This is a genomic window from Aeromonas lacus (assembly GCF_000764665.1).
GTDB classification, from domain to species: domain Bacteria; phylum Pseudomonadota; class Gammaproteobacteria; order Enterobacterales; family Aeromonadaceae; genus Aeromonas; species Aeromonas lacus.
In genome coordinates this window covers 1-13,188 of the sequence record NZ_JRGM01000136.1, presented here as the reverse complement: position 1 = coordinate 13,188, position 13,188 = coordinate 1, and the positions used below count along the sequence as shown (strand labels likewise).

The 13,188-nt window shown below is 60.4% G+C and carries 9 protein-coding genes; 1 reads left to right on the top strand and 8 read right to left on the bottom strand.

Annotation, left to right across the window (positions count from 1 at the left end):
- Nucleotides 1-16 precede the first annotated feature (16 nt).
- Nucleotides 17-739 carry a head GIN domain-containing protein gene (locus tag LG31_RS0112040; RefSeq protein WP_033114717.1) on the bottom strand — a complete coding sequence of 241 codons (723 nt, stop codon included), beginning with the start codon at nucleotides 737-739 and terminating at the stop codon, nucleotides 17-19.
- 395 nt (nucleotides 740-1,134) lie between these two features.
- On the opposite strand from LG31_RS0112040, the gene ovoA reads away from it, so the two are divergent.
- Nucleotides 1,135-3,285 carry a 5-histidylcysteine sulfoxide synthase gene (gene ovoA, locus LG31_RS0112035; RefSeq protein ID WP_033114716.1) on the top strand — a complete coding sequence of 717 codons (2,151 nt, stop codon included), beginning with the start codon at nucleotides 1,135-1,137 and terminating at the stop codon, nucleotides 3,283-3,285.
- 79 nt (nucleotides 3,286-3,364) lie between these two features.
- Here the strand turns inward: ovoA and LG31_RS0112030 are convergent, their stop codons facing one another.
- From LG31_RS0112030 to ebgR, 7 genes are all read right to left on the bottom strand, one after another.
- Nucleotides 3,365-4,315, bottom strand: a complete 951-nt coding sequence (locus LG31_RS0112030) for a bile acid:sodium symporter family protein (protein WP_033114715.1) — start codon at nucleotides 4,313-4,315, stop codon at nucleotides 3,365-3,367.
- Nucleotides 4,316-4,609: 294 nt separating this feature from the next.
- A complete protein-coding gene (locus tag LG31_RS0112025) occupies nucleotides 4,610-6,055 on the bottom strand; it encodes an amino acid permease (protein WP_033114714.1) in 1,446 nt (481 codons plus the stop codon).
- A 166-nt stretch (nucleotides 6,056-6,221) separates the two neighbouring features.
- The gene (locus tag LG31_RS0112020; protein WP_033114713.1) at nucleotides 6,222-6,560 is read right to left on the bottom strand and encodes a tRNA-binding protein; all 339 of its coding nucleotides are present in this window, start codon (nucleotides 6,558-6,560) and stop codon (nucleotides 6,222-6,224) included.
- Between the two features lie 76 nt (nucleotides 6,561-6,636).
- Nucleotides 6,637-8,082 (bottom strand): amino acid permease, encoded by a 1,446-nt coding sequence (locus LG31_RS0112015; RefSeq protein WP_033114712.1) that lies wholly within the window; start codon nucleotides 8,080-8,082, stop codon nucleotides 6,637-6,639.
- 102 nt (nucleotides 8,083-8,184) lie between these two features.
- Nucleotides 8,185-8,640, bottom strand: a complete 456-nt coding sequence (locus tag LG31_RS0112010; RefSeq protein ID WP_033114711.1) for a beta-galactosidase subunit beta — start codon at nucleotides 8,638-8,640, stop codon at nucleotides 8,185-8,187.
- Nucleotides 8,637-11,711 carry a beta-galactosidase subunit alpha gene (gene ebgA / locus LG31_RS0112005; RefSeq protein WP_033114710.1) on the bottom strand — a complete coding sequence of 1,025 codons (3,075 nt, stop codon included), beginning with the start codon at nucleotides 11,709-11,711 and terminating at the stop codon, nucleotides 8,637-8,639. Before ebgA ends, LG31_RS0112010 begins: the two co-directional genes overlap by 4 nt.
- Before the next feature lie 321 nt (nucleotides 11,712-12,032).
- Nucleotides 12,033-12,998 (bottom strand): transcriptional regulator EbgR, encoded by a 966-nt coding sequence (gene ebgR / locus LG31_RS0112000; RefSeq protein WP_033114709.1) that lies wholly within the window; start codon nucleotides 12,996-12,998, stop codon nucleotides 12,033-12,035.
- Nucleotides 12,999-13,188: the final 190 nt, after the last annotated feature.

Genomic DNA, 13,188 nt, shown 5'->3' with positions numbered 1-13,188 from the left:
TGGTGATCGGTTGATATCAGCTGCCGGCGCGGGTCACCCCGCCGGAGCCCACGATCTGCTGCTCCACCTCGGGGTCACCCCAGTAGGTGATGTTGCCAGTGCCTGCGATGCCGATCTTGAGCGTTTTCTGGGCCCGCACCTCCACATCACCGCTGCCGGCGATATTGACCTCGACCTCGTTGCCACGCATCTCGCTGCCCAGCACATCGCCAGCACCGGCAATGTTCAGCTCGATGCTGGCGGCAGAGCCGCTCCCCAGATCCAGGCTGCCTGCACCAGCGATGTTGCCTTTCAATCGCTGTACCTCCAGCTGGCTGGCGACGATACCACCGGTTCCCGCCACTGACAGCTCCAGCGCCTCACCCTTGAAGCCACTCAGATCGCCGTTGCCGGTACCTGCCAGCGCCATTTCACTGAGCTCTGGCAGGGTGATGGTGATCTCCAGCGGTTCGGTAGGCCGCAGTCGGTAACCATCCTTCACCTCGATCTCCAGCTTGCTGCCGCGCTCGGTCAGCTCCAGATAGGGCAAGAGATTTGCCTGCCCCTTGATCAGGATGCCGCGCTGCTCCCCCGCCACCAGATGGAGGGTAGCTGGAGTTCCCGCCAGCACCCGGGTCACCCGCTCGCCCAGTGCCTGCTGGCGCTCGACCGGGACACCTTCCCCCTTGATCTCGGTATCGGCAAAGACGTTGCAACCTCCCATCACCAACGCCACCAAGACGCCAATCATCCACCGCATAACTGTTCTCCTTTTTATTTATTGATAAGCCACCTGACAGGCCCTGTTCGAAACCACAAAAATAAAGGCCGTATGAAACCACAGATAGCAATGGCCATGCCAGAAGCTAACTACATGATTTTCAATAAAAATAAAATCAACAGTAAGAAGTGGCACGCATTAAAAAGATCCATTTAGACCACCATTTGGCGAATCTGACCATCCCCTAACAGGCAGGTGGAGAGCTGGCTGGCGAGCCGTTCGCGAGGTCGCTACGCTGACAAGCCGTGGAAGTTTTTGATTGCCGCACCGGTCTGTTGAGCCAATAGTGGTACTTCGTGCGTACCAAGCTCTCCATTGCGGTAATGTCATTACCACTGTCTTGTCAGTCTTCACTGCCAACAAGGAGGCAGAGCGTGACCCAAGCAAGCCCTCTCTATTCCACTGCCACCGGTCTGCCGGAACCGACTCGCACCCCGTTGCTGACCGGCAGCGATCCCGAGCAGAAACGGCGCGAGCTGCTCGCCTACTTCTGCCAGACCTTCGATCTCTACGACTCGCTGTTCGACTGTCTGGCCGATGAGCGCGCCTGGTTCAACAAGGCGATCCCGCTACGCCACCCGCTCATCTTCTACTACGGCCACACCGCCGCCTTCTTTATCAACAAGCTGCTGGCGGCGCGCCTGATCGACCAGCGGCTGGATGCCCGCATCGAGGCCATGGTCGCCATCGGGGTGGACGAGATGAGCTGGGACGATCTGGACGAGACCCACTACGACTGGCCAAAAGTCACCGAGCTGCGCAGCTATCGGGCCAAAGTCCGTACGCTGGTGTGCGACTTCATCCGCCAGATGCCGCTCACCCTGCCCATCGACTGGCAGAGCCCGGCCTGGGTGATACTGATGGGGATTGAGCATGAGCGCATCCACCTCGAGACCTCCAGCGTACTGATCCGCCAGCTGCCGCTCGCCTGGGTGCGACCGCAGCCTTATTGGCCCGCCAGCACCGAAGCACGTCACCGCATTGACCAAGTGCCCGCCAACAGCCTGCTGCCGGTGGCAGGCGGCAAGGTGCGCCTTGGCAAGCAGGACGCCACCTACGGCTGGGACAACGAATATGGCGAGCGCCATATCGAGCTGGCCCCGTTTCAGGCCAGCCGCATGCTGGTGAGCAATGCCGAGTACCTCGCCTTCGTTCAGGTAGGCGGCTACGGCCAGCAACAGTGGTGGGATGAGGAGGGGTGGGGCTGGTGCCAGTACGCCAAGGCGCAGATGCCCGCCTTCTGGGTCGGCGACCCCGCCGAACCCGGGCAATTGCAACTGCGGCTGATGACCGAGCAGGTCGCCATGCCCTGGGACTGGCCGGTCGAGGTAAACCAGCTGGAGGCGGCCGCCTTCTGCCGCTGGAAGGCGGCCCAGACCGGCCTGCCAGTCCAGCTGCCGAGCGAGGCGGAGTGGCTGCTGCTGCGCGAGCAGGTACCCGGCGATCAGCCGGACTGGACGGAGGCCCCCGGCAATATCAATCTGGCCCGTTTCGCCTCCTCCTGCCCGGTGGATGCCTGCCCGCAAGGGGAGTTCTTCGATCTGGTGGGCAATGTCTGGCAGTGGACCAGCACCGCCATCGATGGCTTCGACGGCTTTAAAATCCACCCGCTCTACGACGACTTTTCCACCCCCACCTTTGATGGCAAGCACACCCTGATCAAGGGCGGCAGCTGGATCAGCACAGGTAACGAAGCGCTTAAATCATCCCGTTACGCCTTCCGGCGTCACTTCTTCCAGCATGCGGGTTTCCGCTATCTGGTCTCCCGTTATCAGGAACCCGTTATCGTGAATCCCTATGAAACCGACACGCTCGTAGCTCAATATCTCGACTTCCAGTACGGCCCGAACCACTTCGGGGTAGCCAACTACGCCAAGACGCTTGCTGATCTTGCTGGCGAGCTGTGCAGCAACCACCAGCGGGCGCTCGATATCGGCTGCGCTACCGGCCGCGCCAGCTTCGAGCTGGCCCGCCACTTCCAGCATGTGGACGGGGTCGACTACTCGGCCCGCTTCATCGATGTGGCGCTGGCTCTCGCCAGTCAGGACAGCTTCCGCTACGCCATTCCGCTGGAGGGGGAACTGGTGGAGTATTGCGAGGCACGCCTGTCGAGCCACGGGCTGGGGGCAAGTCAGGCTGAGCGCATCCACTTCAGTCAGGGGGATGCCTGCAACCTCAAGCCCAAATATGACCACTACGATCTGGTGCTCGCCTCCAATCTGATCGACCGGCTACGGGAGCCCGCCCGCTTCCTGCGGGACATAGCTCCCCGGCTGCGCAGCGGTGGCCTGCTGGTGCTCACCAGCCCCTATACCTGGCTGGCGGAATATACCCCGCCCGCAAACTGGCTCGGCGGCATTCGCGAAAACGGCGAGGCGCTCACCACCTATCAGGCGCTGCAACGGCTGCTGGCGGCGGAGTTCGAGGAGCACTGCCCGCCCCGGGATGTGCCTTTCGTCATCCGCGAGACCGCCCGCAAATACCAGCACACGGTGGCGCAGCTCACCGTCTGGCGCAAACGCTAATCCGCCGGTCGGCTTATAGATGAAAAGAGGGAGGCCAACGGGCCTCCCTCTTGTTATGGCAGCAGAAACGGCGCGAGTATCAATGCCCCTGCTCGTGATAGCGGCGCGCCAGCACGGCGCAGACCATCAGCTGGATCTGGTGGAAGATCATCAGCGGCAGCACCATCACCCCGACGCTGGCGGCCGGGAACATGACGTTGGCCATCGGCACCCCGTTGGCGAGGCTCTTCTTGGAGCCGCAGAAGACGATGGTGATCTCGTCCGCCTTGTCGAAGCCGAGGCGACGGCTGATCCAGACGTTCCAGCAGAGCACCAGCACCAGCAAGACACAGCTCAGCAGCACGATACTGGCCAGATCGTACCAGCCTACTTGATGCCAAATCCCCTGCACCACCGCCTCGCTGAAGGCGACGTAGACCACCAGCAGGATGGAGCTCTGATCCAGCTTGCCGATGAGCGGCCGGTGACTGTCGACCCAGCGACCGATCAGCGGGCGCGACAGGTGGCCGACCACGAACGGCAGCATCAGCTGCATCATGATGGACTGGATAGAGTGCCAGGTGTCGATCCCCTCCCCCTGCACGTGGATCATCATCCCCACCAGCACCGGCGAGAGGAAGATGCCGAGGATGCTGGAGGCCGAGGCGCTGCACACCGCCGCCGACACATTGCCCCCCGCCATCGAGGTAAAGGCGATGGCCGACTGCACGGTGGCAGGCAAAGCGCAGAGGTAGAGGAAGCCAAGGTAGATAGCCGGGCTCAGCCAGCTCGGTACCAGCGGGGTGAGCAGCAGCCCGAGCAGCGGAAACAGCACGAAAGTGCTGAGCATCACCACCAGATGGAGCCGCCAGTGACCGAGGCCCGCCAGCAGGTTCTGGCGCGACAGCTTGGCGCCATGCATGAAGAACAAGAGCGCCACCGCCAGCTTGGTCAGCAGACCGAACCAGACGGCTACCTGCCCCTCGCAGGGAAAGAGGGAGGCCAGGGTGACCACCGCAATCAGCACAACAGTAAAGGGATCCAGACGCACGAAAGGTCTCCATCAGAAGGGCATCCTGCAGCCATGGCGACAGTCAGGATTGGGGAGGACAAGAAACAGAGCGGGAGATGTCTGGCACCTCCCGCTAAAACGAACCTCCAGCTTACCCCGATAACGGAGAGGCGCAAAGTTGAGCGGCGAATAATTGTTCATCAATGCTTAACGCCTTCGCCATATCGAGTAGTAAAAGTTGACGATAAAACGGCCCTGACCGCCCCCCAACGGCGAAAAATGGATAAAAAACGGGCGACCCAGGCCGCCCGTCTTGCGTTGATGGTCAGCCGATCAGCGCTGGCTGGCCAGCTTGCCGTTGCCGCTTTTCTTCTCATTGCCGGCGAGCTTGCGGGCCTGCCGCTTCTCGAAGCGGGAGATCCACCAGTAGGCCAGCGCCGAGAAGACCGCGGTCATGAAGACGTTGATGAAGAAGGCGCGCACCAGATCCACCCCGCTCGGGAAGGCGGAGGCACTCATGCTCACCACGAAGATGGCGATCAGCACCGACACCACGCCCATCCCGAATTTACGCGACCCCATGCGGAAGTCGCGCGGGGTGTCGTCATGTTTCCAGCGGAACACGAAGTAGGCCACCATGATGAAGATCGGCGGCAGCATGGCAGTCCCAGCAGTGAGGTTGATGGCGGTGTTCATCATCTGCTGTACCGACTCGGAGCCGAAGCCGTTGACCACCAGCATCGCGAACACGAAGACAAACTGCCACCAGGCGGCGCGCACCGGTACGCCGTGCTCGTTGAGCTGGGTGGTCTTCTCGCCGTAGACCCCCTGCGGGATCTCGGAGAAGTGGATCTTCACCGGCGCCGAGGTCCACATCATCATGGAGCCGAACATGGCGATGAACAGCACCACGCCGACGAAGCGGCCCACCAGCGCCTCGGAGAGCCCGAAATACTGCGCCATGCCGGTGAAGATCTCCACCATGCCGCCGGCATAGGTGAGGCTCTCGCGCGGCACGAACACGTTCACCAAAAGGGAACCGACCGCGTACATGGCACCGATGACGATACCCGCACTGATGATCACCTTGATAAAGGACTTCTGGCCGCCCTTCACGTCATTGAGGTAGGCCGCTGCGGTCTCGGCACCGCCCGCCGCCTGAAAGATCCAGCACATGATGCCGAGCGTCGCCCAGTTGACGGTGGGAGTCATCGCCTCCAGCGTGATGGGCTGGGCCGGCACATGATCGCCACTCAAAGCCATCAGGGCGCCCAGCACATAGATTGCGAACAGGGCAAATACACCGTAGGCCACTATTTCGGCAATCTTGCCGAGCCAGCTCGCCCCCTTGGTGGAGATGTGGGTCGCCGCCGCAAACAGCACGATGGAGATGATCGAGGTGACCATGGGCGAGAAGCTGTACTCATAGCCCAGCATGGCGTAGGAGGCGTAGGCGATGACGTTGGGCAGCAGGGAGACAAACCAGAACAGGTTCACGAACCAGTAGAGAAACGAGCCCAGATAGGCCATCCGGGTGCCGAGCGGTTTTTTAAGCCAGTCGTACATCCCCGACTCGGAGTTTTTGTTGGCCGAGACGAACTCGGCGATGATGAAGACGAACGGAATGAAGTAGACGATGGTCGCCAGCAGGAAGATGGGGGCGGAGCTGAGCCCCAGCTCGATGTTGTTGTTGACGATGTTGCGCACGTTGAACACGGCGGCAAAGGTCATCGACAACAGGGCAAACTTGCCTATGGTGCCGCGTACGGATTCAGACATGGTGTCCTCCAGTGGACTCGCGCTCCCGGCGGGGAGCGCTGTGACTCTGTGATGTGTTCGGCAAGGGTCTGTCGGCCCCGCACTTTACTCTCTTGTTATGAGCGGGCCGCGTGGACGGCCTCGTTGCTGAACCGGTGCCGTCTCCCGCACCGGCTCGCAATACCATTCAGACGATCGGGGTGCCCGGCGCCATCGGCACCCGCGGTTGCAACAGCACGCTCTGGCTCTCGTCCGGGGTCTCGGCGCAGAGCAACATGCACTCGGATCGCTCGCCGCGCATCTTGGTGGGCTTGAGGTTGGTCAGCACCACCACCTCGCCGCCCATCAGCTCCTCTTCGCTGTAGTAAGGCACCAGACTGGTGACAGTCTGCAGCGGCCGCTCGCCACCCACGTCGATCTGGACGATGTAGAGTTTGTCGGCCCCGGGGTGACGCACCACCTCCAGTACCTTGCCCACCTTCATCTCGACCCGCTTGAATTCGGCAAACTCGATCGTCTCGCTCATTCTCTTTTCCTTTTCTGGTTCAACGGTTTGCGGGTGGCCAACGGCCACCCGGTTTGATTGGGATTCAATTCAGTGGCTATGGCGTCTGCATGGCAACCTGCGCCGCCGGCTCGGCCTCTTTGGCACGCGCTTCGGCATTGAGAGAGGCCTCGTATCTGTTGTATTTCCACCAGGCGAAGCCGAGGAAAATCACGATCCCGCCGACGTTGTAGAAGATGATGGTCATGATGTCGGCGCCGGTCGGGAAGGTGGAGGCGAGGAAGCCCACCGAGAAGATGGCGATCAGCACCGAGACCACGGCGATGCCGGTGGTGCGCGAACCCATCTTGAAATCCCGCGGCAGGTGATCGAACTTCAGACGCAGATTGAGGTAGGCCAGCATGATGAACAGCGGCGGCAGCATGGAAGCGGCGGCGGTCATGTTGATGACGGTGTTCATCAGATCCTGCGCTGTGTTGGAGCCCAGAGTCGGGATCACCATCAGCGGCAGCACGATGAGGTACTGGATCCAGGCTGCCCGGGCGGGCACGCCGTTCTCGTTGAGCTCGACCGTCTTCTTGCCAAAGATGCCGGCCGGGATTTCGGAGAAGAAGATCTTCACCGGGGTCGCCGTCCACATCAGCAGGGAGCCGAACATGGCGGTGAAGGAGACCAGACCCACGAAGCGGTTCATCAGGATCTCCGGCAGGCCGAAGTAGGCGGCCAGCCCCTCGAACACCTGCACCGAGCCGCCGGTATATTTCAGGGTGTCGCTGTGGACGAACACGTTGATCAAAAGCGATGCGATGGAGTAGAGCACCCCGATAAAGATCCCGGCGACGATGATCACCTTCACGAAGGATTTGGAGCCCCCTTTCACGTCATTGACGTAGACCGCCACCGACTCGGCGCCACCAGCCGCCATAAAGATCCAGGTGGTGATACCGAGGAAGGCCCAGCTGAAATCGGGGACCATGGCCTCTACCGTGATGGGGTCAGCCGGTTGCACGCCGCCCACCAGTGCCGCACCTGCCAGCAGGATGTAGGAGAGGGTCAGCAGCAACATCAGGGACGAGGTCACCGAGGTGATGGGGCCGAGCATCTTGGCGCCGTTGGTGGAGACGTAGGTGGCAAAGGCAAACAGCACCATGCTCAATGCCGTGGTCGCCACCGGAGTGAGAATGTACTCGTAGCCGAGGAAGGCATAGGAGGCGTAGGCGATGACCCGAGGCAGCAGCGAGGTGAAGAAGAAGAGGTTCACGAACCAGTAGGTGTAGGCCGAGATAAAGGCCCAGCGACCGCCGAGGGAGCTCTTCACCCAGGCATAGACGCCCGCTTCGGAGTTCTTATTCAGTGACACAAATTCCGCAATGATCAGGCAAAACGGAATGAAGTAAAAAATGGTGGCCAGAAAGAACATCGGGGCCGAGGCCAGACCGATCTCGATGTTGTTGTTGATGACGTTGTTGAAGCTGAATACCGCCGCGAAGGTGAGCGACAGCAGACCAAACTTGCCTATCGTATTGCGTTTGGAATCAGACATGGTGCATCTCCAGACCTGTAGTTATCTAGCGAAAGAGCGGGGCATGATTTGTAGGGTGAGCCCCGCTCTTCCGGCTTTTGTCAGTGCAGAACCGGCGGCTTGTTATTTGTTCTTGAAGTAGCCGCCTTCAACGGTGACCTTGATGATCACCTTGCGCACCGGCGCATCACCGACGAAACGGTAAGCCTCGTCGTTCTCGAAGATCACCACCTGACCGTTGCCGACTTTCTGGCGCTCACGCACCTCGCCAGCCAGCCACTCGCGGTCGGTGGTGTCGTCATAGGCCTGCTCAACCACCAGCTCGCTCTTGGCAGCCCACTCCACCGTCTCTTCCCCTTCCAGGTAGTAGTGAACGTCGAAGTAGCGGCGCTGCCCCTCGAACAACGAGGTGGCCGGGCTGGCCCCCTCCTGCAAGCGGTAGGTGAGGGAGTCACCGATGGAGTGGCAGATGCCGGGCTTGAGGTTCGGCAGGTTGTTGATGGCCTCCACGCAGCGGCCCCACTTCTTGCCCTCCCGGTAGATGTTTTTGAACAGGGTCAGGTTGTCCAGGGTGATCATGCGAGGTTCCTCCCGCCGTTGATGGTGAGATCGAGCCCGGCCAGCGCAGCCGGATTGAGGTTGCCGCGAGCGATGGGCAACAGGGTCAGGCCGAAGCTGAACGGCTCGAAGCGCACCCGCCAGGAGTCCAGCACCTCGGAGCCCCAGGAGTTGGAACCGAGCCCCAGTACCTTGTGATCCAGATTGAGGGTGAGATAACCGCAGGGCTCCAGCTCGTTGATGTGCTGCGCCGCATGGATATGCTCCCAGCTGTAGGGCCAGACGCTCAGGTTGATGGGGGCATCGGGTCGCACGTAGAGACCGGCGCCGTGACGGTTGGTCAGGGTCGCCCAGCGCACCTGCTGGCGGTTGCCGTTGTCCTGCGGGAAGGGGTAGTGCTCCCACATCTCGCTGACTGTGCTCTGGAAGCTGTCGATCCAGTTGCTCTGGCGGCTGTCCTGATAGTTCTCGCCCGGCCCCATGCCGTAGTAGTGCACCCGGTCGAGATCCTGGCGAATGCCCAGCTCGAAGCCGATCTTGGGGATGATGTCGTCATAACCGCCGTAGGGTTGACCGGACAGTGCCACATGCAGCTGGCCGTTCAGGCTCAGGGTGTAGACGTAGCGACAGCGCATACCGAAGTCGAACACCGGCGGCGCGATCAGGCTTTCCACCGTCACCTCGACTGCCTCGCCCAGCTGACGCCAGCTCAGAGTGCGGAAGTGCTCCTGCATGATCTGCAGGTGATTCGGGTGCCACAGACTCTCGTACTCCTGCTTGTGGTTGTCGATCATCGGCTTGAAGAAGGTGAGGCGCGGCGAGCGCTCAATCAGCTCATTGCCATCCTGCTGCCAGCTCACCAGCTTGCCGTCGAGGCGTGAGAAACGCAGGGCAAAGCCGCTGCCACTCAGGGTCAGCGAGAGGCGCTCGTCGGCGATCTGCAACGCAGTGGCGTTGGGATTGGCAAAGGGCTGCAGCTGGCGAGTCGACTCTTTCAGCCGGAACTGGTACTGGCCCAGCTCATGCTCCGCCGCGCTGTAACGGGTGGCACTGGCCTTGATGACCCGTAGCTGGACGAAGGTTTCCCGCCCATCAAGCGTGGGCAGCTCGAGCTGCAGATCTGTGGTGGCTCCGGGAGCCCCCCCTTCCAGCCGGATCTGCTGGCTGGCCAGCAGTTCGCCCTCGGCCTTCACTTCGACCAGCAGGCGGATATCGTCGAGAGTGGAGAACCAGTAGCGGTTTTCCACCGCCAGCTTGCCGCTGGTCAGATCCAGCGCGCGCACCTTGATCGGGCAGATCACCTGCTTGTATTCGCGCAGGCCCGGCCCCGGGGTCTGATCCGGATAGATGAGGCCATCCATGCAGAAGTTGTAGTTGTTGGGATAGTCGCCGTAGTCGCCGCCGTACTTGTAAACGGCGCGCCCCTGCTCGTCCTGATCCAGAATGCCGTGATCGCACCACTCCCAGATGTAGTGGCCCTGAATGTGAGGATGGCGGTCGAACACCTGCTGGTATTCGCTGAGGCCACCCGGGCCGTTGCCCATGGCGTGGGCGTATTCGCAGAGGATGCGCGGCTTCGCCATCGGGAACTCGCCGAAGCAGTTCATCTGGGAGACGCGCGAATACATGGTACTCACCACATCCACCACCTCGGCATCGCGATCCTCTTCGTAGTGCACCAGCCGAGTCGGGTCGATCGCCTTGCAGCGCTGGTACATGGCTCTGATGTTGCAGCCGTAGCCAGACTCGTTGCCGAGCGACCAGATGATGATAGAGGGGTGGTTCTTCTGGGCGTGCACGTGGCGCTCGATGCGATCCACGAACACCGGCTCCCAGAAGGGGTCGTCGGTGATGCGGCTGAGATCGCCGACGTTGGCAAAACCGTGGGTCTCCACGTCGGTCTCCGCCATCACGAACAGACCGTACTGGTCGCACAGCTCGTAGAAGCGCGGGTCGTTCGGGTAGTGGGCGGTACGTACCGAGTTGAGGTTGTGCTGCTTCATCAGCACGATGTCGCGTTCAACACGATCCATGCCGACCGCGCGGCTCTTGAGGTGGTCGTTGTCGTGGCGGTTCACCCCGTGCAGCTTGAGGTAGTGGCCGTTGACGTAGAAGAGCCCATCTTTGACCTTGATTTCACGCACCCCGACTCGCTGCGGGATCACTTCCAGCAGCTCGCCCTGACCGTTGTAGAGGGAGAGTTGCAGCTGATAGAGGTAAGGATCTTCGGCGCTCCAGAGATGGGGGTTGGCCAGATCCAGCGTGAAGCGGCAATCACACTTGCCGTCGATGGCGAGATGGTCGAGCGAGCCACTGGCGATCTCGCTGCCCTGATCCAGCAGCGACCAGACCAGACGGTGATCACGGGCGGACGCCCCCAGATTTTCCAGCTGAATGTCGCAGCTCAGGGTGGCACTTTGATTGTCATCGGCCAGCGTGGTGCGGATGAAGAAGTCCTGCACATGGGCGGCCGGTTTGCCCACCAGGTAGACGTCGCGGAAGATCCCCGCCATCCACCACATGTCCTGATCTTCGATATAGGTGGAGTCAGCCCACTGCATCACCCGCACCGACAGCAGGTTCTCGCCAATGCTGGCGTAGGCACTGATATCGAACTCGGCGGTGAGACGGCTCCCCTTGCTGAAGCCGACGTAGTGACCGTTCACATAGACCTCGAAGTAGGTCTCCACCCCGTCAAACTTGATGATCACCTGCTCGCCGTCCCAGGCCGGGCTCAGCATGAAGCTGCGCTGATAGGCGCCGGTGGGGTTGTTGGTCGGCACGAAGGGCACGTCGATGGGGAAGGGAAAACCTTCGTCGGTGTACTGCAGCTGACCATGTCCTTCCATCTGCCACATGTTGGGCACGGTGATCTGGCCCCACTCGCTCATGGGGCTGTGATAGAAGGCCTCCGGCACCTGCAGGGGGTGGTCGAAGTAGTGGAACTGCCACTGGCCGCTAAGGCTCAGAAAACGGCGGCTCAGCTCGCGCTGCATGGTGGCCGCCAGCCCGTGGTCGGCATAAGAGAAGAAATAGGCGCGCGGAGCCAGCCTGTTTTCACCAACGAATTGGACGTTTTCCCAGTTATTCACATGTCCTCCCGGAACAAGGCAACGTTAACTGGGTAAACTCTAGATAAACATTTACTAAATATCAGCTTTGAATTAGTAAAGCTTTAACCTGATCACAATGAATAGATGGTTTTGTGAGCGAGATCAGAAGCGGGAGATAAAGGAAGGCAAGATATGGAGGAGTGGCATGGATGTTGATAAGAGTTGGCTGATTAGCAATAAAATCAACTATAAAACAATATGATATGACGTTGCTGGATGATATGGGAAAGAGGTTTGTTTGGGAGAGGTGTCGCACCACCGCAAGATGGCGCGACTAAAAAGCAGAATGTTTTACTAAAATCAGCGAGTGGTGCCACGCAGGGTCAACTTGCTCGGTACCAGCACCCGGAGTGGAATATCCCGCTCATCTCGCAGCCGTTCGACCAACAGATTGACTCCCTGGGAGCCCATCAACTCAGAGTGGATCCGCACCGTGGAGAGCGGCGGGAAGGTGAACTTGGCGGTCGGAATATCGTTGACGCTGATAAGCTCGATCTGCTGGGGAATCGCCAGTCCCTTCTCGTGGATGGCACGCAGCACACCGATGGCGATGGAGTCGGAGGCGACGAACAGCGCCTTGGGCCAATCTCCCGCCAGCATCTCTTTTGCCAACTGGTAGCCGGAGGCACTGGAGAAGTCCCCACGATAGAGATCGCTCTCCTGCACCACCCCCAGCCGCTGGCCATAATCCCGGAAGGCCAGCTCGCGCAGATCCGGATTCTCATCCTGGCCACCGATATAACCGATGCGCTGGTGCCCCTGCGCAATAAAGTAGTCGACGACCTGCTGGCTGATCAGGGCGAGATCCACATCGACCGAGTCGAACTCTCCCTGTGAACGGCAGTCGACAAACACCAGCTGGCTGGAACAAGCCCTGAGCTGGGCGAGGCGCTCGGTTGTAAGGGTGCCGACTACCAGAATGCCATCCACGGCGCTCAGTTCGCGCCCTTCACCGCAGTTGTAGAGATGGGTCAGTTCGATATTGAGGCGGGCACTCTGGGTCTCGATGCCATAACGGATGGCGAGATAGTAAGGGTCGTTGACCTCGGTACTCTGGGGATAGGCATAGACCACCAGAAAGTGCAGCTTGCTCTTGTGTACCCCCTTGCGGGCGCTGCTGGTCTTGTACTCCAGCCGTTCGGCAATCTCGAAGATCCGCTGCTTGGTCTCTTCCTTGACGCTCAGGCTGGGATCCTCGTTCAGTACCCGGGATACCGTGGCGAGAGAAACCCCCGCTTCCTGTGCAATTTCCTTCAACGTAGCCATCAATACCTCGCTGGCAGCATCACGTGTTAATCGGTAACGGCTAAAGAGTAACGGGCAATCCCTTGATAGCCCAGCACTTTTACTAAAATGCCGGCGGCAGCGCAGCTTTTTGGAAGAGAGAAATGCAAAAAGGCCTCCCGAATGGGAGGCCTCTTCTAAATAGGTGCCTGACAGTGTCCTACTCTCGCAT